Annotated in this window: 23 protein-coding genes; 9 read left to right on the top strand and 14 right to left on the bottom strand. The window is 66.2% G+C overall.

The features are described 5' to 3' along the window. Positions 1-69: 69 nt before the first annotated feature. The 4 genes from ACTDXD_RS14310 (at position 70) to ACTDXD_RS14295 (ending at position 3708) form a co-directional block, all read left to right on the top strand. Positions 70-1233, top strand: coding sequence for a steroid 3-ketoacyl-CoA thiolase (locus ACTDXD_RS14310; protein WP_440122999.1), 1164 nt, complete (start codon positions 70-72; stop codon positions 1231-1233). A gap of 2 nt (positions 1234-1235) precedes the next feature. Beyond that, the gene (locus tag ACTDXD_RS14305; protein ID WP_440122998.1) at positions 1236-1709 is read left to right on the top strand and encodes a nitroreductase family deazaflavin-dependent oxidoreductase; all 474 of its coding nucleotides are present in this window, start codon (positions 1236-1238) and stop codon (positions 1707-1709) included. Positions 1710-1787: 78 nt separating this feature from the next. Next, positions 1788-2447: a GNAT family N-acetyltransferase gene (locus ACTDXD_RS14300; protein ID WP_440122997.1), complete on the top strand. Its 660-nt coding sequence runs from the start codon at positions 1788-1790 to the stop codon at positions 2445-2447. A 67-nt stretch (positions 2448-2514) separates the two neighbouring features. Beyond that, positions 2515-3708 (top strand): low temperature requirement protein A, encoded by a 1194-nt coding sequence (locus ACTDXD_RS14295; protein ID WP_440122996.1) that lies wholly within the window; start codon positions 2515-2517, stop codon positions 3706-3708. 50 nt (positions 3709-3758) lie between these two features. On the opposite strand, the gene ACTDXD_RS14290 is transcribed toward ACTDXD_RS14295, so the two are convergent. Together ACTDXD_RS14290 and ACTDXD_RS14285 are read right to left on the bottom strand one after the other, a co-directional pair. Next, positions 3759-4673: an SDR family oxidoreductase gene (locus ACTDXD_RS14290; RefSeq protein WP_440122995.1), complete on the bottom strand. Its 915-nt coding sequence runs from the start codon at positions 4671-4673 to the stop codon at positions 3759-3761. Further along, complete coding sequence (locus ACTDXD_RS14285; protein WP_440122994.1) at positions 4670-5446, bottom strand: SDR family oxidoreductase; 777 nt, start codon at positions 5444-5446, stop codon at positions 4670-4672. The genes ACTDXD_RS14290 and ACTDXD_RS14285 overlap by 4 nt, the downstream gene beginning before the upstream one ends. 190 nt (positions 5447-5636) lie before the next feature. Here ACTDXD_RS14285 and ACTDXD_RS14280 point away from each other — a divergent pair, with 190 nt between their 5' ends. Continuing rightward, positions 5637-7244, top strand: coding sequence for an FAD-binding protein (locus ACTDXD_RS14280; RefSeq protein ID WP_440122993.1), 1608 nt, complete (start codon positions 5637-5639; stop codon positions 7242-7244). Between the two features lie 9 nt (positions 7245-7253). Here the strand turns inward: ACTDXD_RS14280 and ACTDXD_RS14275 are convergent, their stop codons facing one another. Continuing rightward, positions 7254-7865 carry a TetR family transcriptional regulator gene (locus tag ACTDXD_RS14275; protein ID WP_440122991.1) on the bottom strand — a complete coding sequence of 204 codons (612 nt, stop codon included), beginning with the start codon at positions 7863-7865 and terminating at the stop codon, positions 7254-7256. A 238-nt stretch (positions 7866-8103) separates the two neighbouring features. Between ACTDXD_RS14275 and ACTDXD_RS14270 the strand changes: the two genes are divergently transcribed. Then, a complete protein-coding gene (locus ACTDXD_RS14270) occupies positions 8104-8619 on the top strand; it encodes a flavin reductase family protein (protein ID WP_440122990.1) in 516 nt (171 codons plus the stop codon). A gap of 47 nt (positions 8620-8666) precedes the next feature. On the opposite strand, the gene ACTDXD_RS14265 is transcribed toward ACTDXD_RS14270, so the two are convergent. The 6 genes from ACTDXD_RS14265 to ACTDXD_RS14240 all read right to left on the bottom strand — a co-directional run bounded on the left by ACTDXD_RS14265 (position 8667) and on the right by ACTDXD_RS14240 (position 15591). After that, a complete protein-coding gene (locus ACTDXD_RS14265; RefSeq protein WP_440122989.1) occupies positions 8667-10133 on the bottom strand; it encodes an FAD-dependent oxidoreductase in 1467 nt (488 codons plus the stop codon). Positions 10134-10171: 38 nt separating this feature from the next. Then, entirely contained in the window at positions 10172-11338 is a 1167-nt protein-coding gene (gene hsaA, locus ACTDXD_RS14260) for a 3-hydroxy-9,10-secoandrosta-1,3,5(10)-triene-9,17-dione monooxygenase oxygenase subunit (RefSeq protein WP_440122988.1), read from the bottom strand. An 85-nt stretch (positions 11339-11423) separates the two neighbouring features. Further along, a complete protein-coding gene (gene bphC, locus ACTDXD_RS14255) occupies positions 11424-12350 on the bottom strand; it encodes a biphenyl-2,3-diol 1,2-dioxygenase (RefSeq protein WP_440122987.1) in 927 nt (308 codons plus the stop codon). 38 nt (positions 12351-12388) lie between these two features. Next, complete coding sequence (locus tag ACTDXD_RS14250) at positions 12389-13567, bottom strand: acyl-CoA dehydrogenase family protein (RefSeq protein ID WP_440122986.1); 1179 nt, start codon at positions 13565-13567, stop codon at positions 12389-12391. A 167-nt stretch (positions 13568-13734) separates the two neighbouring features. Beyond that, positions 13735-14601, bottom strand: a complete 867-nt coding sequence (locus tag ACTDXD_RS14245) for an alpha/beta fold hydrolase (protein WP_440122985.1) — start codon at positions 14599-14601, stop codon at positions 13735-13737. A gap of 90 nt (positions 14602-14691) precedes the next feature. Further along, positions 14692-15591, bottom strand: coding sequence for an IclR family transcriptional regulator (locus tag ACTDXD_RS14240; RefSeq protein ID WP_440127650.1), 900 nt, complete (start codon positions 15589-15591; stop codon positions 14692-14694). Positions 15592-15901: 310 nt separating this feature from the next. On the opposite strand from ACTDXD_RS14240, the gene ACTDXD_RS14235 reads away from it, so the two are divergent. The 3 genes from ACTDXD_RS14235 (at position 15902) to ACTDXD_RS14225 (ending at position 19139) form a co-directional block, all read left to right on the top strand. Then, on the top strand, positions 15902-16813 hold the full coding sequence (locus ACTDXD_RS14235) for an LLM class F420-dependent oxidoreductase (RefSeq protein ID WP_440122984.1): 912 nt from the start codon (positions 15902-15904) through the stop codon (positions 16811-16813). Continuing rightward, entirely contained in the window at positions 16810-17955 is a 1146-nt protein-coding gene (locus ACTDXD_RS14230) for an NADH:flavin oxidoreductase (RefSeq protein ID WP_440122983.1), read from the top strand. Before ACTDXD_RS14235 ends, ACTDXD_RS14230 begins: the two co-directional genes overlap by 4 nt. Before the next feature lie 134 nt (positions 17956-18089). After that, positions 18090-19139, top strand: coding sequence for a 2Fe-2S iron-sulfur cluster-binding protein (locus tag ACTDXD_RS14225; protein WP_440122982.1), 1050 nt, complete (start codon positions 18090-18092; stop codon positions 19137-19139). Between the two features lie 73 nt (positions 19140-19212). On the opposite strand, the gene ACTDXD_RS14220 is transcribed toward ACTDXD_RS14225, so the two are convergent. The 5 genes from ACTDXD_RS14220 to ACTDXD_RS14200 form a co-directional block, all read right to left on the bottom strand. Beyond that, positions 19213-20016 carry an SDR family NAD(P)-dependent oxidoreductase gene (locus ACTDXD_RS14220; RefSeq protein WP_440122981.1) on the bottom strand — a complete coding sequence of 268 codons (804 nt, stop codon included), beginning with the start codon at positions 20014-20016 and terminating at the stop codon, positions 19213-19215. A gap of 48 nt (positions 20017-20064) precedes the next feature. Next, positions 20065-20295, bottom strand: coding sequence for a hypothetical protein (locus ACTDXD_RS14215; protein WP_440122980.1), 231 nt, complete (start codon positions 20293-20295; stop codon positions 20065-20067). Between the two features lie 7 nt (positions 20296-20302). Next, complete coding sequence (locus ACTDXD_RS14210) at positions 20303-21499, bottom strand: Rieske 2Fe-2S domain-containing protein (RefSeq protein WP_440122979.1); 1197 nt, start codon at positions 21497-21499, stop codon at positions 20303-20305. A gap of 182 nt (positions 21500-21681) precedes the next feature. Then, positions 21682-23355, bottom strand: a complete 1674-nt coding sequence (locus ACTDXD_RS14205) for an AMP-binding protein (RefSeq protein ID WP_440122978.1) — start codon at positions 23353-23355, stop codon at positions 21682-21684. Between the two features lie 39 nt (positions 23356-23394). After that, positions 23395-24207 (bottom strand): MaoC/PaaZ C-terminal domain-containing protein, encoded by an 813-nt coding sequence (locus tag ACTDXD_RS14200; RefSeq protein ID WP_440122977.1) that lies wholly within the window; start codon positions 24205-24207, stop codon positions 23395-23397. Positions 24208-24326: the final 119 nt, after the last annotated feature.

Below are 24326 nucleotides of genomic sequence, written 5' to 3'. Positions count from 1 at the left end.
ACTCGATAACCTGTTCTATTTTCCGAGGTAGGAACGCTGCCCCGAGGGGCACACAGAAAGGAGCCCGCTGTGGGCACACCCGTCATCGTCGAGGCCGCACGCACCCCGATCGGCAAGCGAGGTGGCTGGCTCTCCGGCCTCCACGCCGCCGAAATCCTCGGTGCAGCACAGAGCGGGCTTATCGAACGGTCCGGGATCGACCCGGCACTCGTCGAACAGGTCATCGGCGGCTGCGTCACCCAGGCCGGCGCCCAGTCCAACAACATCACCCGCACGGCCTGGCTGAATGCCGGACTGCCGTGGCAGGTCGGCGCCACCACGATCGACTGCCAGTGCGGCTCCGCGCAGCAGGCGAACCACCTCATCGCAGGTCTCATCGCAACCGGTGCCATCGAAGCCGGAATCGCTTGCGGCATCGAAGCGATGACGCAGGTGCCGCTCGGCGCCAACGTCGGCGACCAGGCCGGACCCCGCCGGCCCGAGTCGTGGAACATCGACATGCCGAACCAGTTCGAGGCCGCCGAACGAATTGCTCGGCGCCGCGGCATCACCCGCGATGACGTGGACGCCCTCGGTGTGCGCTCCCAGCAACTCGCGAAGCAGGCATGGGACGAAGGCCGCTTCGAACGCGAGGTCCTGCAGATCGTCGCCCCTGTCGTCGACAAGGAAGGCAAGCACACCGGCGAAAAGCAGACCGTCACCCGCGATCAGGGGCTGCGCGACACGTCCGCCGAGTCGTTGGCCAAGTTGAAGCCCGTGCTCGACGGCGGTATCCACACCGCAGGCACCTCGTCGCAGATCTCCGACGGTGCGGCCGCGGTGCTTCTGATGGATGAGGACAAGGCGAAGGCTCTGGGCCTGAAGCCGCGCGCACGGATCGTCTCGCAGGCACTGGTCGGCTCCGAGCCCGAATTCCACCTCGACGGCCCTGTCCAGGCGACTGCGAAAGTGCTCGAGAAGTCCGGCATGAGCATCGGCGACCTCGACCTGTTCGAGGTCAACGAGGCTTTCGCTTCGGTGCTGCTGTCGTGGGCCCAGGTCCACGGGCCCGACATGGACAAGGTCAATGTCAATGGTGGAGCGATCGCATTGGGTCACCCGGTGGGGTCGACGGGGTCGCGGTTGATCACGACGGCGCTGCACGAACTCGAGCGGCGCGACGCATCGACGGCGCTGATCACCATGTGTGCGGGTGGCGCGCTCGCCACGGGCACCATCATCGAACGCATCTGATCATGGGCAGCGAGGCGGCCCCCAAGGGGCTCGATTCGAAGGCGACGACCTCGATCATCAAGTGGATGTCGCGTGTGAACGTGGTCCTGTACCGGGCCACCGGTGGCCGCCTCGGTGGAAAGTGGCGGGTGGGCAGCGCATTTCCGTGGGGAATCCCGGTGTGCCTGCTCACCACCACCGGCCGGAAGACGGGGCAGCCACGGACCGCTCCCCTGTTGTTCCTCGAGGCCGACGGCAAGGTGTTGCTCGTCGCGTCCCAGGGCGGGCTGCCGAAGCATCCGCTGTGGTTCCGCAACATCCAGGCGAATCCCGAGGTGACCGTCCAGATCCGGTCGGACATCCGTCAGATGAAGGCTCGTGTCGCCACGGATGCGGAGCGCGCACAGTACTGGCCGAAACTCACGGCGATGTATCCGGATTTCGACAACTACCAGTCGTGGACCGATCGTGTCATTCCCGTCGTCGTCTGCGAGTGAGGTCGGCTGACGCACCGCGCCTCGACCGGCAATACTGGTAGACGCATTGTTCATGCTCTCGAGAGGGGATGTCACCCGATGGCAACCACGAATCACGACCAGGTACTCGACCGCCGCGAGATCGCGGCCGCCCTGCTGCGTGCGCTCGAGCAGCGCCACGAGGTGCTCGACGCCATCGTCGAGAGCAATGACCGGGACAGCGCCATTGCCGCCATCGGGTCACTGCTCGGCACCACCGATTTCTGCGCAGAGGCCGTCCTCGCCCTTCCACTGGGACGCCTCACGAAGGCGGAACGCAAGAAGATCCGCACCGAGCTGGACGATCTCGACGCGGTCGTGAAGTGGACTACGGATTCGCGCCCTTACGCGACCGGTGAGCACTTCCGGCTGCGCCAGATCAGCGACGATCGGGCCGACATCGAGCTGCTCAAGGCACGCTGCGCCGAACAGCTCGGCGACGGCAGCGACGCAGCGGTGGAGACCGAGCGTCAGAAGGGTGCTGCGCTCATGGACGACGAGTCGGGTATGTGGCTCGTCGCGGAAGATCTCTCCGGTGACGAGCCGAAGAAGATCGGTTTCGCATTCGGTGAACTTACCGGCAACGAGGTGGAAGTGCGGATCTGGGTTCGCCCCGAGGCCCGGAAGCAGGGCTACGGCACCGCCACACTCAAGGCGGCCCGCACCGAGCTCGCTGCCTACTTCCCCGGTTCGACGTTGATCATCCGCACCCCGGCGTAAGCGAGGCTGCGCAGCCCGTGCGCGTTGCGCGGTGACGAGGACAGCGCGCGCGGCGGAAGGGGCTCGAATGCCCGAGGGATCGTTTCTGGGTTTGCGGCGGATGGTGCCGCGACGCCGCGACGAGGAACATCGCGTCGCAACGCCTCTCGAATTGTTCTTCGACCTCGTGTTCGTCGTCGCAGTGTCGTTCGCGTCGGCGCAACTGCACCAGAGCGAGACCTCCCAGCACATCGTCTCGGGGGTCGGCGCCTACCTGATGGTGTTCTTCGCGATCTGGTGGGCGTGGGTGAATTTCACGTGGTTCGCGAGCGCATTCGACACCGATGACTGGCTCTACCGGGTCCTCACGCTGCTTCAGATGGGCGGCGTGCTCGTGCTCGCGGCAGGCACCGTACCTGCGATGACCGACGGCGACTTCGCTCTCGTCACCCTCGGTTATGTGATGATGCGGCTGGCACTGGTGCCTCAGTGGCTGCGCGCCGCCCGTTCCGATCCCGCGCTCCGGCAGACCGCGATGCGGTACGCGATCGGCATAACGCTCGTGCAGATCCTGTGGGTGCTCCGGCTTGGCCTGCCGGAGGGGTGGGGTACGGTCTCGTTCCTCGTGCTCGTCGTGGCAGAACTTTCGGTTCCGGTCGTAGCGGAGCATGCACGGATCACCCCGTGGCATCCCGAGCACATCGCCGAGCGGTACAGCCTCTTCACCCTCATCGTCCTCGGCGAATCGATCCTTGCGTCGGCGAACGCGATCGTCGACGCCATCGACCACACCGAAAATGTCGGTTCGCTCGTCTTGATCGCCGTGTGCGGACTGGCGCTCGCCGGCGGCATGTGGTGGGTGTACTTCCACACCGAACACAGTCGAATGCTGACCGGCATGTCGTCGGCGCTCGTGTTCGGATACGGGCACTACGTGGTGTTCGCTGCGGCGGGCGCGTTCTCGGCGGGTATCGAGGTCGCAATCGACCACGACACCCACGCGACCGGGCTCGAAGCGACGGCAGCGGCCGCGACACTGACGGTGCCAGTGGCGATCTTCCTGCTCAGCGCTTGGTTTCTGACGATGCGTGGATGCCTGTCGCGGGGGGCCGACGTCGCTGTGGTCGGACTGTCGTTGCTCATCGGCGCGAGTGCACTGGCACCGGCGTCCCTGTTAGTGGCGGCGGTGCTCATGGTGGTGCTCGTCGCGGTGCTGGTGGTCACGTCTTCAGGTGCGCTACCCGCCGACGCGCACACGGGCACCCCCGCTTCCGAAGGGTGAACCCACTCCCGGCCCGGTGTTCTCCGGCACGGGCCGGGAGCGGGAGTCTCTCAGGCGCCGTAGACCGGGGTCGGAGGCTCCGACGAAGCGATGAGCTTCTCGACGACCGGTCCGAGCTCCTTCGGATCCCAGCGGTCGCCCTTGTCGACGGCCTCGCCGTGACGCCAACCGTCTGCCAGCGACACCTTTCCGCCTTCGGCCTCGAACACCCGGCCGGTGACGTCCTTCGACTCGCTGCTGCCCAGCCACACGACCAGAGGCGAGACGTTCTCGGGTGCCATCGCGTCGAATCCTTCCTCCGGAGCAGCCATCATCTCGGCCATCGCACCACCGGCACCGACGGTCATGCGGGTCCGCGCGGAAGGCGCGATCGCATTGACCGTGACGCCGTACCGGCCGAACTCGGCGGCGGCCTGGATGGTCAGGGTCGCGATACCCGCCTTGGCCGCGGCGTAGTTGCCCTGACCGATGCTGCCCATCAGGCCCGCACCGGAGCTCGTGTTGATGATGCGGGCATCGACCGGGTTACCGGCCTTCGACTCCGCGCGCCAGTACGTCATCGCGTGCCGCATCGGAGCGAAGTGGCCCTTGAGGTGCACGCGGGTCACCGCGTCCCACTCCTGCTCGCTCATGTTCGCCAGCATGCGGTCGCGCAGGAATCCCGCGTTGTTGACCAATACGTCGAGGCGTCCGAAGTTGTCGAGCGCGGTCTTGATGAGGTTCTCGGCACCGGCCCAGTCCGCGACGTCGTCGCCGTTGACGACGGCTTCACCGCCGGCCGCCCGGATCTCCTCGACAACCTGCTCGGCGGGGGTCTCCCCTGTCGCCGAGCCGTCGGCGCCCGCACCGATGTCATTGACGACGACCTTGGCGCCCTCTGCTGCGAAAGCCAACGCGTGGGCTCGTCCGAGGCCACGCCCGGCACCCGTCACGATGACGACGCGTCCGTCCAGCAGTCCACTCACTTTGTCTCCTTCGTTCGTGCCGCTGCCATGTAGGCAGGGCGTTCGCCGCCGCCGTGGACGGTCAATGTCGATCCGCTGACGTATGCCGACAGCGGTGAGGTGAGAAATGCCGCGCAGTTCCCGATGTCGTCGGGGGCAGCCAGTCGCCCGAGGGGCACGGTCGCGCCGACTGCGGCGATACCTGCGTCGTCGCCGTAGAACAGATGCGACTGCTCGGTGTTCACCATGCCGACCACCACGGAATTGACGCGCACCTTCGGTGCCCACTCGACCGCGAGAGATGTTCCGAGGCTGTCGATCCCGGCCTTCGCCGCACCATACGCGGCAGTGCCGGGCGAGGGCCGCGACCCGCTCACACTCGAGATGTTGACGATCGATCCGCCGGAGTCCTGTGTCTGCATCACCGCATTCGCGGCCTGTGCGACGAGCAGCGGCGCGAGCAGATTGAGTTCGACGATCTTCGCGTGGAACTTCGGGCTCGCATCGGCTGCGAGTGCGAACGGGGAACCGCCGGCATTGTTGACGAGCGCGTCGAGGCGCCCGTGCCGCTCGACGATGGACGCCACCATGGCGTGGACCTGATCAGCGTCCCGGACGTCACATGCGAGGAACTCCGCGGTGCGGCCGTCCACCTCGATCGGGCTGTCCGGTTCGTTACGCGCGCACGTCACGACTGTTGCGCCCGCGCGGAGGAACACCCTGGTGATTCCCGCGCCGACCCCTCGCACACCGCCGGTGACGAGTACGACTGCGCCCTCGAGTCCGAGATCCATCCTGCCTCCGCATCGATTCCCGCGGCTCCGGTCGTGAGCCCTACCCGAACTTACCAAGCAATCGCTTGGTTTGGGAACGCGGGCCGAAGAAAACCGCCCGCACACACGCCGGCCGCACGGCACATCGCCAGATGTTTTAGAACACGTTATAGTTCGCGGCGTTGACGTTTCGTCCGGAAAGGCGGTCACGATGGCGCAGACCTGGGACTCTTCGGCCGATGTGGTGGTCGTCGGATACGGCGGCGCAGGTGTCACGGCGGCCCTGGCCGCACGGGAATCCGGAGCCGAGGTGGTCGCGCTCGACCGATACCTCGGTGGCGGCGCCACAGCATTGTCCGGCGGCATCATCTACGCAGGTGGGGGCACCTGGGTGCAGCGCGCTGCCGGTGTCGACGACAACGTCGAGAACATGCTGGCGTATCTGCGAGCCGAGGTCGGCGACACAGTGAGCGAGCCGACGCTGCGTCGGTTCTGCGAGGAGTCCGCGGACATGATCGATTGGCTGACCCGGCACGGAGTTCCGTTCCAGCCCTCGCTGTGCCCCTTCAAGACGTCTTATCCCACCGATGATTACTACCTGTACTACTCGGGCAGCGAGAACTCAGGAATGTTCCGCGAAGCGGCGACGCCCCGTCAGCGCGGCCACCGCGCACACGGTCGCGGAGTGTCGGGCAAGAAGTTGTTCGGACCGCTCGCCGAGTCGGCCGCCGCGCACGGCGTCCACGTCCGAACCGGTACCAGGGTGACGCGACTCGTCACCGAGTACGGTCGGGTGACCGGCGTGGAGGCCACCACGATCGGCGGTGCACCCATAGCCGTACAGCGACGGTTCGCCGCACTGGCCCGACTCTCCGCGAAACCGGGCGTGTACCACCCAGGTCTGCGTAAGGCCATGCAAGCACTGCTGGCCCGCATCGAACGACGCTACAGCGTTCCAGTACGGATTCAGGCACGCTCGGGTGTCATCCTCACTACCGGTGGCTTCATCGCCAACGGCGAGATGGTGCAGCAGTACGCCCCGGACTATCCGTGGGCCGAGGGCCTACCGCTCGGCACCGCCGGTGACGACGGCAGCGGGATCGCCATGGCCCAGGCCCTGGGCGCGGCTACCGACCGCATGGATGTGCTCTCGACGTGGCGGTTCATTGCACCTCCCAGCGCCTACTTCGGTTCGATCGCCGTAGATGCCAGCGGGCAGCGCATGATCGACGAGTCCCGCTACGGCGCGGCACTGGGTCAGGCCATCGCGGCAGCGCCCGGTCATCGCGCCTGGCTGCTGGTCGACGCCGGACTGGCCGAAGAGGCCCGTCGCCAGATCGGCACACAGTCGGTGTGGTTCCAGCGCATGCAGACCGAGCGGTTGCTGCGCGTGGGCAGCGCGACCGGCGCAACGGTCGAGGACGCCGCAACCCGCGCCGGGATCGAACCGGCGGCGCTGCGCGCAACCGTCGACGCACACAATCGCGCCATCGAACGCAACATCCCCGACCCGATGGGCAAACCAGACGACCTGCGCCGCCCGCTGCGCACCGGCCCCTTCGCACTGTTGGACATCTCCTTCAGTGCCCGCCTGACCTATCCGATGCCGATGCTCACCCTCGGCGGCCTACTGGTGGACGAGGACACCGGCGCAGTCCGGAACGAATCCGGCACGACGATCACCGGCCTCTACGCCGCGGGCCGGGCAGCCGTCGGCATCTGCTCGAACTCGTATGTGAGCGGTCTGTCCCTGGCCGACTGTGTTTACTCGGGGCGCCGCGCGGGCGCGCACGCGGGCCATCGGGCCGCCACTCACTGACACCTCCCACTACGTCCGAGGGCTCAGTTCGACGAGCAGCAGATCGCAGCTACGCCGGATGTCCGCCTCGGTCTCAGCGATGGTCGATCTGCCGTTGAGGAACGCGGTGATCACCCCGAACCAGAGCATCGACAGCAACCGCAGCAGGTCCTTGTCGCCCTCGGTCGGATCGGCGATACCAGCGGTCGTCAACAGAATCCCCTGGAAGGTCGCTTCGATCTTCACCGTGTCGGGTACCGCAGCCGCCACGGCTGTGCTGTTGGACTGCAGCATCGCCAATGCAAGCGTCGGATACGCGACCATCTCACGGGTCATCCCGATCAACGCATCACAGATCGCGTCCTGCACCGGCACATCGGGGTCGCTGACCGGTGTGTAGCCGCTGAATCGCTCCAACCGATCGAGCATCACCCCCACGAACAGGTGTGTTTTCGACGGAAAGTAGCGATACAACGTGCCGATCGCGACACCCGCACGTTTGGCGACCTCGGTCATCTGCACCCGAGGCAGGTCGAACTCGGTCGCGAGGTGAGCCGCCGCGTCGAGAATCCGTTCGTGCCGGTCGCGCTGCTCGGCCGATGTGGGCTCGGCACCGTCTCGCGCCACCCCGATTCTGGGCATCGACAACCCTCCTTTCCGTGACATCGACGATTGTCCCATCGAGCGGTCCCCAGCTCACCCGCGCCCGCACTCCCGCCCACCGAGACGAGCCCGCAGATGAGCCCTCGACGCGACGACAACGGCACGGAAGTCCGCTCAGCGAGAATGCATCGTGGGTGGATTACGGGTCGTCCATACATTCATGGCACGCGAACGTCGCCGGAACGAGGCGACCCGAGATGAATCGGAGTTGAGGCGCATGTACACCCAGACCCTGACGCAGGTCCTCGGAGCAGAACCCGAGCTCCCCGGTCCGCTCGACATGCGCAATGCGATGGGCCGCTTCGCGACCGGAGTCACCGTCGTCACCGGCCTCGACGAGGACGGGCCGATCGGCTTCGCCTGCCAGTCGTTCGCGTCGGTGTCGCTCGAACCGCCGCTGATCCTGTTCTGCGCAGACCATCGTGGTCGCGCCTGGCCGCGGATCCGCCCGACGGGACGCTTCGCCATCAACGTGCTCGGAGAAGAGCAGTCCGACCTGTGCGGGCGTTTCGGGTCCTCGCGTGGCACGAAGTTCGACGGCCTCGACTGGGAGTTGTCGCGCTGGGGCACCCCCTCGCTTCCGGGCGTTCTCATGCGCGCACACTGCGAGGTCCACGACGTGCACACCGCTGGCGACCACGACGTCGTCATCGGCCGGGTACTGGAACTCGAATGCTTCGAGGACGAACGCCCCATGGTGTTCTATCGCGGCGCGTTCGGGCTCGGCGACTGACAACGGTGCGGGCCGCGCCGACGGCCCGCACCTGCTGCGACCAGGTTCTACGAGGCAGCGGCGTGGATACCGGCGCGACGCCCGAAGAAGCTGCCGTCGCCAAGCGAAATCCCGCTGCAGTAGCCGAATGCGGAGAGCCCCGACGTGCATCGTCCCGCCGCGTACAGGCCCGGGATGGGAGTGCCGTCGACGTGTTGGACCTCGGAATCGACCGACGTCCGCAGCCCGCCGAGCGTGAAGCCTCCCGTGTTTCCGCGGAGGTCGATCGCCGCCACCGGTGAACCGATCGGCGCGACCCACTCGGGCTTCTTGCCCAGCACCGGATCCGAGCCCTCGGCAGCGTGCCGGTTGTACATCTCCACGGTCGACGTGAGAGATCCTGCAGGAAGACCCATTTCGGATTCGAGCTCGTCGATCGTCTCACACACCCACGTCGGCTGGCGTTTGAGTTGAGGGCTGGAGCTGGGCGCCGCCATCCCGTCCTCGTACGACTCCTGATCGATGATGAGGAACGCCTGATTGTCGTTCTCGAACAACGTGAGCTGCCCGATCCGACCCGGATAGGTGTCCTCCTGCACGTACCGCTGGCCACGACCGTTGACCAGGATTCCGCGCGCCATCAACTGCGGGTCGCAGAAGAACGCGACCTCGCACGCATCCATGTGGGCGAGCCCTGCGCCGAGGGCCTGTGCGACGAGAATTCCGCGTCCGTCGTGCTCCTCGACCGTCGCAGCAGGGCGCTTGTAGAGGCGAGGGGCGTACGCCTGCATCATCTCGTCGTTGTAGGCGAACGATCCGGTCGCGAGGACGACGCCTTTGCGGGCGCGCGCAGTGACCTGCTTGCCGAACCGGGTCGTCACAAGTCCCACGACCCTGCCGTCGGCATCGGTGACGAGGCGCTGCATCCGCACATCGGTTTCGACGCGGACGCCGAGTTCGCCTGCCTTCGCGATGAGTGCGGTCATCAGGACATGGCCTGCGCCCTGCTCACCGTTGCGAGGCATGGGCACCTGCGCGAGATGACCGCGGGGCGCCGGAGCGACGCGAGCGGAGAACGGCGCGGCGTTCTCTCCACCGCTGTACATCAGCGAATCGTCGTTCGGAATCTCCCAGCCCGGTTGATTCCAGAACCCTTCCTTGTAGGGCACTCCACACGCTTCGAGCCATTCGAAATGCGCGACACTTCCGTCGCAGTACGCGTCGAGTTTCTGCTCGTCGACCCCCGGACCGAGAGCCGAGGCGAGGAACGCCTTCATGTTCGCGGGTGTGTCGTCGATGCCGCACGCCTTCTGCAGCCGGGTGCCGCCACCGAGATAGACGATCCCGCCGGACAGTGCTGCGGCACCTCCACCACCACCGGTGCGTTCGAGCACAAGCACGTCGGCTCCGCTCTCTGCCGCTCCGATCGCCGCGGCAACACCGGCGATACCGAATCCCGCAATGACCACGTCGGCAACATGGTCCCATGTTTCGATGCTGTCGGCCGGGACCGGCCGGACATCCGGGTTACTCAAGGGGACACTCTCTTTCGTTCGTCTGTAGTTCGGTGATGTCACAGCAGGTTGTCTTCGACCGGCAATCCGAACGCGGCCCGGCCATAGTGCGCCAGTGCACGTTCCGGTTCGTTCGCAACGTGCATGCTTCCGGCGTGTGCGTCACGCCAGGCCCGTTCGACCAGGTTTCCCAGGAACAGCGATGAGCCCCCGGCCGTCTTGAACAACAGATCGATCGCCTCGACGGCACGTTCGGTCGCCCGCACCTGATCGCGGCGGGCACGCGCGCGCAACATCATCGGGATCTCCCTGCCATCGACCGCGTGTTCCCACAGTTCAGATAGATTGCGGGTGGTCTGCAGGATCGCGGCGTCGATCTCGGAGGCGGCACGACCCACCGCGGTCTGTGCGAACGGGTCGTCGACGAATCGTCCGCCGCCCAAGCTCAATCGGACACGTTCGCGCATCGCGGCGAGATAGTGCTCGTAACAGCCGTCGACCACTCCGACGATGGGCATACTCACCGTCGTTCCGAACAATGCGCCGAACGGAAGCCGGTACAGGGGGCCGGTGTTGACCTTCTGACCCGGACCACGCAGGTTCGCGGTCTCGAAGTTGCTCTTGACCCGGTACTCGGGCACGAATACCCGGTCGACGGTGATCTCGTTACTGCAAGTGCCGCGCATCCCGACCACATTCCACACGTCGCGAATCCCGTAGTCGATGCGCGGCACGAGGGCGGTCATGAAGCTGACAGGCCGTCCCTCCGGCCCGGTGACGACAGCGCCGAGCAGTGCCCACGAGGCGTATTCGCAGCCGGAGGAGAACATCCACGTGCCGGAAAGCTCGTAGCCTCCGTCCACCGGGCTCAGCTGTCCGACCGGCGCGTATGCCGAACTTACGAGTGTCCCGGGGCCGTCACCCCACACGTCGTACTGGGCGCGGTCGTCGAACAACGCCAGGTGCCACGGATGAACGCCGAGCACCGAGGTGATCCATCCGCTGGAGCCGCACGCCGCAGATACTTCCCGCACCACTTCGTAGAACCGGACCGGGTCGGTCTCGGTGCCGCCGTAGCGGCGCGGCTGCAGCATCCGGAACACGCCGGTCGACGAGAGTGCGTCGACCACATCGTCCGGGACTCGCCTGGTTTCGTCGATCGTGGCGGCCCGCTCGGCGATGTCCGGAAGCAACGCGCGCACGGCCGTCAGTACGTCGCTGCCCATGTCGAACTCCTGTCGGTGAATGTGGACGATGCCACGCCGCGCAGCGGTCGTGGCATCGTCGGGTACAGCGTCGGCTCTTGCCGGATCAGTTCTTCTCGGGCGGCGCGAACGCCGCGAGCGGTTCCGATTCGGACCAGTCGTGGCCCCAGTAGCTGTCGGCGGTGATTTCCTCTGCGGTGTAGAAGGTTTCGTCGACGAGCATGCCCTCCGTGCCGAACTCGAGGTCCCAGCCTCCCGGAGCCCGCACGTAGAACGAGACCATCTTGTCGTTCGTGTGCCTACCCAGGGTCGACGAGATCGAGAAGCCGAGCTTCCGAACGCGGTCGAGGGCCTGCCCGACGGCATCGAGGGTGTCGACCTCGAGCATCATGTGCACGAGTCCCGGCACTTCACTCGGAGGTGCCGGGCACATCGCGAGGCTGTGGTGACGACGGTTGACACCGAGGAACCGCACCCGACGGTACGGCGGCTTCGCGGCCGGTCCGCCGACGCGGATGGCGCCGCGCGGCAGGAAGCCGAGCACCTCGGTGTAGAAGGAGTACTCCGCGTCGAAGTTCGCGACCGGCAGGACAACGTGTCCGAGGCCTTCTTCGCCGGTGTGGAAACGGCCGCCGTGCGGGGTCACGACCGGGCTGTGGTCGAGGACCGGCCCGAAGAAGACCTCGACGCGGGTTCCCCCCGGATCGTCGAACGCGATGACCTGTTCGGCGTCGCGGTAGAGCGCCTCGTCTTCCGAGAGCAGTTGCACCTCGATGCCGGCCTTCTCGACAGCCTCACGCACACGCTGCAGGGCGAACTGGTCGCGCACCTCCCAGCCCACGGCGAGTGCCTTGTCGGTGTCGCCGGGCAGCACGATCAGCCGCGACCGACGTTCGTCGATCCGCAGATAGAGACCGTCTTCCTCGGGTCCGTTGCCGACCGCCATACCGAGCCCGTCGACGACGAGCTCGCGCCACCGAGCGATGTCCGTGGTCTGGATCCTGAGATAGCCCAGGGCCCGGATATCCGTCATGTCCGAATATTCCTTCGCAGTAGGGGATTCAAGAGGTTCTAGATCATTCCGCGCATCGCGCCCTCGGGCTCGCCACCGAGCTGCGTGAGGGTTGCCGCGTGGAAAATGGATCCGGGTACGTGGATGGCGTGGCTGAGACCCGCGTGTGCATCGCGCCAGAAGCGCTGCAACGGGTTGCTCAGCTGGAGAGCGCCGCCACCTGCGCGGGAGAAGATCTCGTCGACGGCGCGCACCGCGCGCCACGCGGCGGCGGTCTGGGTCCGGCGACCGATCGCCCGCTGCTCGAACGTGACCTCGTGGCCCTTCTCGGTCATGTCCCAGAAACGGTCCACGGTCTCGAGCAACGCCGCGCGCGACGCCGCAATCTCGGCGGCCGCGTCACCGAGTGCAGAGAGCACGTAGGGGTCTTGCTTGATCGCGGTTCCGGACACGGTGACGCGCTCGCGCTGCGTCTCGATGTAGCAATCGAGCGCGCCCTGCGCGATGCCCACGAGCGACGACGTGATGCCGAGGGGGAAGATGCACGAGAACGGGAACTTGTAGAGCGTCTCGTCTCTGCCCGCATCCTTCCACGCGACGCCGCCCATGACACGCGCCGCGGACAGTGTGCGGTACTCGGGCAGGAACGCATCCTTGACGATCAGGTCCTTCGAGCCCGTGCCGCGCAGCCCGACCACGTTCCAGCTGTCCTGGTCGATCTCGTAATCCGACCGCGGAAGCAGCACGTGCAGGGCCTGCGGCGGATTGAGGCGGTTGCCGTCCTTGTCGCCGATGGCCGCACCGATCATCACCCACTGGCAGTGGTCGGTACCCGATGAGAACGACCAGCGGCCATTGAGGATGTACCCACCGTCGACCGGGGTGGCCACACCCATCGGGGCATACGGCGACGCGATCCAGGTGTCGGGATCCTCGCCCCAGACCTCCTGCTGAGCCTTGGGATCGAAGAACGCCATCTCCCACGGATGCACACCGACGATGCCGCTGACCCAACCGGTCGCCCCGTCCATCGCGCCGAGCGCCATGGCGGTCTCGGCGAACTCGCGCGGGTGCGCTTCGAGGCCGCCGAACTCCTTGGGCTGCAGCATGCGGATGACGCCTGCGTCCCTGAGCCGCTTGGCACTGCGGTCGGTCAGGCGCATGAGCTGGTCGCCTTCTGCACCGTCGGCACGGATCTCGTCGGCAAACGGCGAGATGGAGTCGAGAACCTGTCCCATTTTCTCTCCAGCTTTCTGATGTGACGCCCGGAGGCTGCCGGGCGGGATGTTGTCAGGCCGCTTACCGTCTCGACCTGGCGATGCTCTCTACCGTGGAGGATCCGCGACCGCCTTGCGTGAATTTTCCGCTCAGCGGGAGTTCAGTGAGCCGCGCGGCGTTCGGCGGATCAGGCGTCGTGCCTCTTCAGGAAGGCGAGGACAGTTGCCAGCCACGCCTCGCGGGCTTCGATCATGGTCCAGTGCCCGCAGTTCGGGAATACGTGCAGTTCACCGTGTGCGAGTTCGCGCATCGGCAGCATCGCCATGTCGACCGGGCTGACGCGGTCGTCGCGCCCCCAGGTGAGCAGGGTGGGGACCTTGATCTTGCCGAGCTGAGCCCAGTACGGCGTCTCGTTCGAGGAGGCAGCGGCGCGTGCGCCTGCCGTGAATGCCGCGGTGCCGTACATGCGACGGGCGATCTCGAGGGTCTTCGGCTCGGTGGCCAGTGACCACCGCTCCTCGATGAGTTCCTCGGTGAGGATCGCGGGGTCGAAGACCATCGAGCGCAGCCAGCGAACCAGCTTCTCGCGGGTCGGATCGTCGGTGAACTCCATGAGCAACCGGATGCCCTCGCCCGGCGAGGGTGCGAACACCGAGCGTCCGGCGCCGCCGATCGTGACGAGCTTGTTCACTCGCTCGGGTTCGGCGAGGGCGAACTGGGTTGCGACGATGCCACCCATCGAATTGCCGATGATCGCGACGTCGGACAGGCCGAGACCGTCGAGGAAGTCCTTGACGGCGAACTTGGCCATCGCCATCGGGTGGCCCTCGCACGGATCGCTGACGCCGAAGCCGGGGAATTCGAGGACGAGGCAACGGTAGTGCTCCGCGAAGTCGGCGAGGACACCGCGGTAGTTCCGCCATCCCGTCACGCCCGGGCCCGAACCGTGCAGCAGCAGGAGCGGCGGGCCGTCTCCGGCTTCGTGGTAGCGAAGCACTCCGCGATCGGTCGTGAGTTCGCGTGCGGTGCCTTCTTGCGTCAGTTCTGTCGTCATATCCTCGACATTTCCAGTGATTCCCTTCACATTGCGCCGGGGCTCCCAGTCAACGAGACGATTTCGCTTGCATCCGAGCCGTGGACGGGCCTACATCCACTGCCCGGCCTGGGTGGCGACCAAGCGTTCCATCGCCTGCGGCGACCACGACGGCGCGGGCTCGGCGGCGGTGCGACGGGCGCGGCGCGGGGTACCGAGTTCAGGATGGAGGATGCGGGAGATGTCGCGGGCAGCGTCGGCCACCAACGGCGCCACACGCTCGAGATGGCCGGGGCGCGCGGGTCCGCACAGGGAGATTCCCGCGACCGGGCCTGCCGGGCTCCGCACTGCTGCCCCCACGCATGCCATGCCGTTCTGGGCTTCGCCGGTTTCGAAGGCCAGTCCGTGACGCTGCCGGATACGGCCGAGTTCCTGATGGAGGGTGCCGAGGTCGGGGATCGTGCGTTCGGTGCGACGCACGAGATGGGTGCCGTAGAACGCGTCGACCTGCTCGGGCTCGAGGCCGGCGAGTATCGCCTTGCCGCACGCGGTGATGTAGGCGGGGACGCGGCCGCCGACACGGGAGGTGAGCGTGACGGCGAGCTGGCCGCCGACCTTGTCGAGATAGATGCAGTCGCCGCGGTCGAGGACGGCGAGGTGCGCGACCATGCCGGTCTGCAGGTGGAGTTCGTGGAGGAGCGGCGCCGCGGCCTCACGGATGCGGCTGTGTCCGTTGTCGCTTGCGCCGAGGGATTTCGCGCGGCGCCCGAGGCAGTAGCCGAACGAGGCGTGGTCGACCCATTCGAGGCGGACCATCTGGTCGAGGATGCGGTGGACGGTCGAGCGGGGCAGTCCGGTGCGGCACGCCACCTCTTCGAGGGTCAGGCGCGAACCGGCGCCGTCGAATGCGTCGAGGATCAGAGTCATGCGCTCGACCATCGATGCCGGGAGTTCACGCTTGGACTCCGACGTGTCCTGCACGGTCGTGCTCTGCACTGTAACGGCCTGCATCTCTGTGGACTGGACCATCGTCTCTCCCTCTCCGAACCTTGCTTCTACCTGGGCAAACAAGAAAAACTGAAATTCATTCTTGTGCCGACGTGACTAGTATCACCCAGCAGGTGCCGATAACACAAGTAAGAGTTCTGCGCACTTCGTCGTCCACTCACCGAATCCGCCTCACCGAAGGCAACTCCGATACATCCCACTGAGCAGGAGATCACGCGAACCACCCCGGTTCGACCGGTAGAAAAGTCGAACAGGACGAGCACCTGCCCACCCCGCGCTGCCGCGCCAAAATCGGTTCGAGGTGATCGATCGGATGCATATAGGGATCACATCACCCGTGGTGATAGGCCACCCGGCAACACTCGCCGAGTGGGAACGCGATGCCGGCATCGCCGAACTCGCACGTATCGCGGAAACAGCGGACAGCCTCGGATTCCATCACCTCACCTGCAGCGAACATGTTGCCGTACCGACCGACGTCGCAGCCGAACGCGGCGGCACCTACTGGGACCCTCTCGCAACCTTCGGCTACCTCGCCGCGCGCACCTCACGGATCCGGCTCAACACCAGGGTCCTCGTCCTCGGCTATCACCACCCGCTCGAGATCGCGAAGCGCTACGGAACCCTCGACACCGTCAGCGGCGGCAGGCTCATCCTCGGGCTGGGAGTCGGAAGCCTCGAGGCAGAATTCGACCTCCTCGGAGCGCCCTTCGCCGACCGCGGCGCACGCGCCGACGAAGCACTCGCCGCCCTGCGCTCCTGCATGTCGACGCCGACCCCCGAGTTCCACGGCACCTACTACGATTTCGCCGATATCCAGGTCCGGCCGCATGCGATCCAGCCGCACGTTCCGTTCTGGATCGGCGGGCGCACAGCCCGATCCCTACGACGTGCGACAACCCTCGGCGACGGCTGGCTACCGTTCGGACTCACCATGGAACAGACCGAGACGATGCTGGCGAAAGCGAACCTCCCGCCCGGGTTCGAGGTCGTACTCGCTACCGGCAGGCCCCTCGATCCGCTCGGTTCACGCGAGCAGACTCTGCGCGCACTCGACCGCCGTAGGCGAGCAGGAGCGACGATCGTGGGCGCGGCCATCTCCGCGACCGGCGTCGAGCACTACTGCGACCAGTTGTATGCGCTGCGCGATCTCGCACCCGAGATCGGCGCTGCGTTCGACACGCCATCTCTGCCCGATACCGACGAAAGAGCACCGCACCGATGACCCGAACGCTGTCTCCCCTGTTCCGCCCCCTGTCGATCCGGACCCTCGAACTGCCCAACCGCATCGTGATGTCACCGATGACACGCTCGTACTCGCCCGGCGGAGTACCCGGGGCCGACGTCGCCGAGTACTACCGGCGACGGGCAGCGGGCGGTACCGGGCTGATCATCACCGAGGGCACCGCCATCGGGCATCCCACGGCGGTGGACAACCCGCGCGTGCCCCGCATGCACGGCGACGACGCACTCGAGGGCTGGCAGCGCGTCGTCGATGCGGTACACGCAGAAGGCGGCCGGATCATCCCGCAGCTGTGGCATGTCGGACCGCTCTGGGGTGCGATGACCTCCGCAGTCGACCCCGCCCTCACCCCCATGCGACCGTCCGGCGTGTGGGGCGAGGTCGGTCTGACCTCCTACTCCGATGAATATGTCGCGCGGGCTGGTGAACCGTGCCGCGCCATGACCGAGGAGGACATCGCCGACGTCATCGCCGCCTACACTGAGGCCGCCCGTAACGCCCGGGAGGTCGGGTTCGACGGCATTGCCCTGCACGGCGGCCACGGCTATCTGCTCGACTCGTTCCTGTGGGACTCCACCAACCGGCGCGACGACCACTGGGGCGGCGACCTCGAACGGCGCACCCGATTCCCCGCCGCCGTGGTGGCGTCCGTCCGAGACGCGGTCGGCGACGACACACCGATCTTCTTCCGCTTCTCCCAGCACAAGCAGCAGGACTACCACGCACGGATCGCGCAGACGCCCGAGGAGCTCCAGATCATCCTCTCGGCGCTGGCCGAAGCAGGCGTCGACGTCTTCGACGCAAGCATCCGTCGCTTCGACGCGACCGTCTTCGAGGGTAGTGATCTGTCCCTTGCCGGGTGGGCCAAGAAGCTGACCGGCGCACTGTCGATGGCCGTGGGCAGTGTCGGTCTCGGGGCGAGTCTGCGCGAAAGCCGAACCTCGGGGACTGCTCCCACCGCCGACAACATCCCCGAGCTCGAACGTAGGCTCTCCGGCGAGGAATTCGACCTCATCGCCATCGGCCGCCTCCATCTCGCCGATCCCGCGCTGGCAACCAAGCTCCGCGACGGATCTGCACTACCGGAGTTCGACCGATCGGTGCACGAGGGCACCCTCACCTGAGCGCACCCGGATCACCTTCACTCGACTTCGGCTCTCCTGCTTGGTGTCCCAACCATCGGGAGGGCCGTTCGTCGTTGTCGGTGTTCCGATTACCGTGATCCATACACCTTTTCCCGCATTTTAAGGAAGCCACGATGACATCCGTTCAGACGCCGGTGAGCACGCGCGCGGTGGCGGTCACCGTGGCCGCTGTCGTACAGGAGACCGCCGACGCGGTTTCTCTGGTCTTCGACATCCCCGCAGATCAGAGCGACCGCTTCACCTACAAGCCCGGCCAGTTCCTGACTCTCCGCATCCCGAGCGATCGGACGGGCTCGGTGGCACGGTGCTACTCACTCGCGAGCTCACCGCACAGCGACGAACAGCTCAAGGTCACCGTCAAGCGCACCGTCGACGGTTACGGGTCGAACTGGCTGTGCGACAACGTTTCTTCGGGTGACGAGCTCGTGGTGCTGCCGCCGGCGGGTGTGTTCACCCCGAGCAGTCTCGACGACAAGCTGCTGCTGTGCGCAGCGGGCAGCGGAATCACGCCGGTGATGTCGATTCTCAAGTCGGCGCTCGCGGCAGGCAACCGCGACATCGTCGTGTTCTATGCCAACCGCGACGAGAACTCCGTCATCTTCGCGCAGGAACTGCGCGACCTGGCGATCCGCTACCCGGGTGCCTTCACCGTGCTGCACTGGCTCGAGACCGTGCAGGGCAGACCGGTCGCGGGTCAGCTCACCACTCTGTTTTCGCCGTACGCCGAGCATCACGCGTACATGTGCGGTCCGCAGCCCTTCATGGACGCGGTACGCGAAGGTCTCGAAGCTGCCGGGCTGCCGTCGGATCGGATCCACGCCGAGGTGTTCACATCCCTCACCGGGGATCCCTTCGCCGAGATCGCCCCGATCGACGTAGCGGACGACGAGGAGACTTCATCTGTGCAGGTGAGTCTCGACGGCGACGATCACGAACTGTCCTGGCCGCGGTCCGCAACCCTCGTCGACGTCATGCTCTCCAAGGGCCTCGACGTGCCCTACTCGTGCCGCGAGGGCGAATGCGGTTCGTGCGCATGCACGGTCGTGTCCGGCAAGGTCGACATGCCCGAATCCGCGATCCTCGACGACGAGGACGTCGCCAGCGGGTACGTACTCGCGTGCCAGGCCCGTCCGATCAGCGATCGCATCGAAATCGAGTTCTGATCGAACCAATCTCAGAACCAACGGGAAAGGCCGGCGAGGTGTTCACCTCGCCGGCCTTTCCGTTCGTCGTGTATCAGCGGTTCAGCAGTGCCCGCATCGCCTTCGCGGCACCGAGGACCATCTTGTCGCGCGGGAAACCGCTGCGCTTGACAGCCGCATCGTAGTTGCCGCCCGCAACCCACACCGGCCCGTCTGCCAGATGCTCGAGACCCTCGCGGGCCACGTCCTCCGGCTCCGCCACCAACATGCCCGGGATATCGAAGTTCAGGCCCGCGCGCTCCATGGCGGGCGTACGGGTGACGCCGAGGATGAGCTCGAGCACGTGCACGTTGTACGGTTCGAGTTCGAGCCACAGGCTTTCCGCGAAGACCCGGCTGAATGCCTTCGACGCCGCGTAGATGCTCTGGTGTTCCGAGCCCATGTAGCCGGCCAGGGAGCCGAGCAGCATGATTCCACCGCGGCCCATCTCCTTCATGCGCGCACCGAACAACTGCGACAGCTCGATCTGCCGATGCACGTTCAGCTCGATCACGCCGCGGAAGCCGTCGAGGTCGCCGGTGACGAACTCGTGGCCGTAGCTGTTGGCGCCGGCATTGAAGATGAACAGGCCCACCTCGAGGTCGGCAGTCGCCGACCGGATCGTGTCGACGGCGTCGGCCGCGAGCAGATCGAGGGACAGCGTGCGCACCTCCACGCCGTGCGCACGCACCTTCGCGGCGGTCTCTTCGAGTGGTTCCGGCTTGCGTGCAATGAGCAGCAGGTCGAACCCGGCACGGGCGAGTTCGTCGGCGAAAGCCGCGCCGACACCCTCGGAGCCACCGGCGATCACCGCCCACTGTCCGTACCGAGCGCGGTCGATCGATTGGGTTTCGGTCATCAGAATCCTTCGAGAAGTGTTGTGGTACCGGTCATCCGGCGGCAATGACTAGTGGAGAATCGGGGCCGGAACCGGCGCGTCGTCGACCACATCGATCAGCCCCTCCGCGGCAGCGCGGGTAATGGCGGCAAGCATCGACGGGCACGTCGGTCGTGGCGCGCCAGGGCGCCGGGACGTATCCGCCCCGGCCCCGGACTCGCGGCACTGCTCACGCGCCCGCTGGTCCCACTGGATCTCGGTGTGTTCCCAGCTGTTCTTCTTCACCAGCACCTGCGCCATGCAGTCGTTACACCGAAGGGGCTGCATCGGTCTTCTCTGCGCCTGCGGGTTCGGTCCGGCCGTCAGCACCCGCCGTCCTCGCTGCCATGTTGGCTTCGACTTCCTTCATCCAGGCTGCGACCGGGCGGGTGGTGTCCATCTCGAACTCGAAACGGTCGGTCATCTCCGGCTTCACCTCGGCGGCATCGACGTAGAACTGCTCGTACCAGCGTCGCAGCTGGTAAACCGGGCCGTCTTCCTCGCACAGCAGCGGATTCTCGATCCGGGTCTTGTTCTTCCAGATCTCGACATCCTGCTCGAACCCACGCGCGATGAAGGTGCCGAACTGCTGCGCCGTCTTCAGGGCGGCATCACCTTCGAGACGATCCGACTTCTTGACGATCATCCCGTACATGAGCACGAACTTGTCTGCGGAGACCGGGTAGTGGCAGTTGAGGAGCACCGATTCGATGTCGTAGCCCTCGTACTCGTACTTCAGATCGTCGATCATGAACGACGGACCGAAGTACGACGCCTCCGAGTGGCTGCCGAGCATCTTCGGCTGTCCCTCGGTGTTCGGACGCATGTCCGGCCGGGCCTGACCCCTCATGACCTGCGTCGCGACGTGGCCTTCGAAGATGTTCTTGAAGAACGTCGGGAACGAGTAGTGCACGTAGAAGAAATGCGCCATGTCGACGATGTTGTCGATGATCTCGCGGCAGTTGGTATCGACCTCGGTGGTGTACCAGATCCAGTCGGTCCACTCGTCGCTGGTCGCGCCTTCGATCCGGGGAATCGTGACGTCCGCAGGCGGCGGGTTGCCCTCGGGGTCGTGCCAGACGAAGAACAGACCGTCCTGTTCGAGTGTGGTCCACGCGCGGGTCTTGGCGATCGGAGGAACACGACGGGCATACGGAATGTCCTTGCAACGACCGTTTCCACCCCACCGCCAGTCGTGGAAGGGGCAGGCGATGTTGTCGCCCTTGACGGTGCCCTGCGACAGGTCGCCGCCCATGTGACGGCAGTATCCGTCGAGGACCTTCAGCTCTCCGTTGGAATCGGCCCAAGCAACGAGTTTCGTGCCGAACGCCTCGATGGAATGTGGCTTGCCGTCCTTGAAGGATTCCGCCAGTCCGAGGCAGTGCCACCCGCGGGCGAAGCGGGTGGGAGCGGAACCGACGACGATTTCGCGGATTTCGGTGTTACCGGAAGTATCCAGGCTCACGGTCGTCCGTCCTTTCGGAAGTAGTGATCGAGTGAGCGGAACAGAGTGTTCCGTTCGCGGCGCGGACTCGTCACAGGCTGTGAGACAAGTCCTGGTGGGGCTGTATGAACGTCACGGTAGGTGAGCGAGGTCACCGCCGAGCTGCAGGTCCCGCTCGGTGAGACCGTCTCTCCCTGCCACGGCTAGGCGGAGACGAACGGTGCCGGAAGCAGAGCCGCCCTGCCCTGCTCGGTGAAGTCGCGTTCGATCTGTGTGCGCCCCGCGTCGTCGAGCAGCACGTATTCGCGAGTGCGCCCCACCCGGACATACACCGGGTCGGCGGTGTTCCATGCGGCGGCCCGCAGCGGTGCCTTGTCGATCTTGTTACTGCCGGTGAGCGGGAGGTGATCTGTCACGCGCACGAAGCGCGGCCACCACTTGTCGCCCATGTCGGGCTGCTCGGCGAGCGTCTGCCCGAAAACCTGAGGATCGAACGCCGCGCCTGCGTCGAGCTCGACTGCACACATCACCTGGTCGCCCGTCGCCGGGTCCGGTACCGCGAACACCGGAGCCGACAGGATCCCGGGGATCCGGACCAGGATGCGCTCGACCGGTGCGGCCGAGAAGTTCTCGCTGTCCACGCGCAGCCAATCCGATGCGCGACCGGCGAAATAGAAGAACCCGTCGGCGTCGCGATATGCGAGGTCACCGGTCCAGAAGTCGTCACCCTTCACCCGCTCGGAGGTGGCACCCGGATTCTTGTAATAGCCCTCGAATGCGGCCGCGCCGCCGATCGCGACGATCTGTCCGACCGCTTCGGAGTTGAGCAGCCGGCCGGCCTCATCGAACTGCGCGGGGGGACATTCCTCGCCTGTCTCCTCGTTGATGACCCGTGCATCGGCTCCATTCGCCGCAGTACCGATCGACCCGGCCGGGGAGCCGGGGGTGCGGTTGATCCTGAGGACGCCCTCGCTAGAGCCGTAGCCCTCGATCACAGTGCACCCGAATCGCTCGGTGAACCGGGCAATGTCCACCTCGGACGCTTCGGTACCGAAGGCCACCTCGAGTGTCCCGTTGCGGTCACGCGGGTCTTCCGCTTTGTTCAGCACGTACGACAGCGCGCGTCCGACATAGTTGACGAAGGTCGCACCGTAACGGTGGATATCGTCGGAGAACTTGCTGGCAGAGAACTTCCGGATGAGACCGACGGTCGCTCCGACGCGCATCGCAGTGCCGAGGTTCAGCATCACCGCATTGCCGTGGAACAGCGGCATACACAGATACGCCACCGAATCCCGGCGCATCCGGGTGCGCTCGACCAGGGCGTCGAGGAGGCGCCCGAGCCTGCCCTGCGTGACGATGACAGCCTTCGGCCTGCCCGTCGACCCGGAGCTGAACAACAGGAGGGCGATGTCGTCGGGTGCGGGGACGGTGTCGGGCAGGTCGGCACCACGATGCGGTTCGAGAAAACGCAGGTAGTCGGGCGAGTCGATGTCGAGAATCCGGTCTGCGGACAGGCCGTGGTCGGTACCGTTCACCAGGTGCGCAAGGCGCGCTTCGGTGACGACGAAGTCCACGTCGGCCTGACGGATGTCGTCGGCGATCTCCGGTCCGCTACGGCTCGCGTTGAGACCCACGACCACGGCTCCGGCGAGCGCACCGGCGCCGATCCAGAACACGAAGTCCGGCACGTTCTCGAGCAACACGCCGACATGCCGACCACGACCCGCGGGTTCACCGACAGCGGCGGCGAGCGCGGCCGCACGCTCGGCGCTCTCCTGAATCACCTGATCCCAGGTCCATTGCCGGTCCTCGAACCGGAGACCGATCTTGTCGTCACCCTTGCGGGAACGCACTACTTCGGCGAACGTGTCCAACTTTTTCCTCCAGAAGATTCCGGCCGTGTGCGAATGCGGTCAGGCGAACGTCGCACGCCCACCCGATACCACGGCGTTGTCGCCTGCACGGACGTCGAATTGCAGGTCGGTGCTCTCGCCCCAGATGCGGAGCTCGTGATCGTCGCCGGGGAACGCGGGTGCAGCAAAGCGTCCGGACAACGACGTCAGGTCCGCCGGATGCGCGCCGACCGCGCGTGCCAACGGGATCGTCGATGCAGCGAGCGTGCACAGCCCGTGCATGATCGGGCGAGGCTGCCCGATGTGTGCAGCCGCCTCGGGATCGATATGGATGTGGTGCCGGTCGCCGGTCAATCGGTACAGCGCAGCCTGGTCCTCACGGGTGGCCAGAGTGGCCGTCCGGTCCGGTGCACCTTCGGGCGCCGGCGCTGCCGACGGTCCGCGTTCGCCACCGAAGCCGCCCGCGCCCGGCGCGAACAGCGACCACGTTGCGACGAAGAACTCCGATTCGACAAGTACCTCGAATACCGCCGCGCGGCCCTTGTCCCACACTTCGCCGACCTTGGCCGACAACGTGAGCTCACCCGAGCGTGGAAGCGGCGCGCGAACCTCGAGGTACTGCGCGCCGTGCACGGCGGTGCGGGTATCGAACCCGCCGCGAGCACCGAGTTCGTCGGGTGCCCACTGTGCGAGTGTGAGGGCGAACGTCGGGAGTACCCTGAGCCGATCCTCGAACACGAGGTCGAGATCCGTGGCGGGCGCGCCCACCGCGAGGGCATACAGGATCGCGTCGCTCTCGTCGTAGCGGACGGTGCGTGTACCCAGTTCTACGCCGCGCCAGCGAGCGGTCGACGATTCTTCGGTGACGGTCATATTGTGGTCGGTCCTTTCTCCACTGTGAGCAGGCTAAGTGGGTCCCCGACCGCTCCTGCCCGGGATCTCACTCACCGGTACATTCGAAGGTCGTGGTCGGGAGCATGAGAGCCTTTCGC

Source organism: Rhodococcus sp. SJ-3 (assembly GCF_051918125.1).
Lineage (GTDB): Bacteria > Actinomycetota > Actinomycetes > Mycobacteriales > Mycobacteriaceae > Rhodococcus.
The sequence above is the reverse complement of the archived record's forward strand: the minus strand, read 5'-3'. Positions and strand labels throughout refer to the sequence as shown.

Excerpts from the sequence above, each read along its gene's own strand:
- ACTDXD_RS14225 (WP_440122982.1), top strand. The coding sequence starts at position 18,090 with ATGACATCCGTTCAGACGCCGGTGAGCACGCGCGCGGTGGCGGTCACC.
- ACTDXD_RS14220 (WP_440122981.1), bottom strand. The coding sequence starts at position 20,016 with ATGACCGAAACCCAATCGATCGACCGCGCTCGGTACGGACAGTGGGCG.
- ACTDXD_RS14245 (WP_440122985.1), bottom strand. The coding sequence starts at position 14,601 with ATGACGACAGAACTGACGCAAGAAGGCACCGCACGCGAACTCACGACC.
- ACTDXD_RS14215 (WP_440122980.1), bottom strand. The coding sequence starts at position 20,295 with ATGGCGCAGGTGCTGGTGAAGAAGAACAGCTGGGAACACACCGAGATC.
- ACTDXD_RS14270 (WP_440122990.1), top strand. The coding sequence starts at position 8,104 with ATGTACACCCAGACCCTGACGCAGGTCCTCGGAGCAGAACCCGAGCTC.
- ACTDXD_RS14280 (WP_440122993.1), top strand. The coding sequence starts at position 5,637 with ATGGCGCAGACCTGGGACTCTTCGGCCGATGTGGTGGTCGTCGGATAC.
- ACTDXD_RS14250 (WP_440122986.1), bottom strand. The coding sequence starts at position 13,567 with ATGGGACAGGTTCTCGACTCCATCTCGCCGTTTGCCGACGAGATCCGT.
- ACTDXD_RS14240 (WP_440127650.1), bottom strand. The coding sequence starts at position 15,591 with ATGCAGGCCGTTACAGTGCAGAGCACGACCGTGCAGGACACGTCGGAG.
- ACTDXD_RS14235 (WP_440122984.1), top strand. The coding sequence starts at position 15,902 with ATGCATATAGGGATCACATCACCCGTGGTGATAGGCCACCCGGCAACA.
- hsaA (WP_440122988.1), bottom strand. The coding sequence starts at position 11,338 with ATGGGCAGCGACGTACTGACGGCCGTGCGCGCGTTGCTTCCGGACATC.
- ACTDXD_RS14230 (WP_440122983.1), top strand. The coding sequence starts at position 16,810 with ATGACCCGAACGCTGTCTCCCCTGTTCCGCCCCCTGTCGATCCGGACC.
- bphC (WP_440122987.1), bottom strand. The coding sequence starts at position 12,350 with ATGACGGATATCCGGGCCCTGGGCTATCTCAGGATCCAGACCACGGAC.
- ACTDXD_RS14285 (WP_440122994.1), bottom strand. The coding sequence starts at position 5,446 with ATGGATCTCGGACTCGAGGGCGCAGTCGTACTCGTCACCGGCGGTGTG.
- ACTDXD_RS14305 (WP_440122998.1), top strand. The coding sequence starts at position 1,236 with ATGGGCAGCGAGGCGGCCCCCAAGGGGCTCGATTCGAAGGCGACGACC.
- ACTDXD_RS14275 (WP_440122991.1), bottom strand. The coding sequence starts at position 7,865 with ATGCCCAGAATCGGGGTGGCGCGAGACGGTGCCGAGCCCACATCGGCC.
- ACTDXD_RS14295 (WP_440122996.1), top strand. The coding sequence starts at position 2,515 with ATGCCCGAGGGATCGTTTCTGGGTTTGCGGCGGATGGTGCCGCGACGC.
- ACTDXD_RS14300 (WP_440122997.1), top strand. The coding sequence starts at position 1,788 with ATGGCAACCACGAATCACGACCAGGTACTCGACCGCCGCGAGATCGCG.
- ACTDXD_RS14200 (WP_440122977.1), bottom strand. The coding sequence starts at position 24,207 with ATGACCGTCACCGAAGAATCGTCGACCGCTCGCTGGCGCGGCGTAGAA.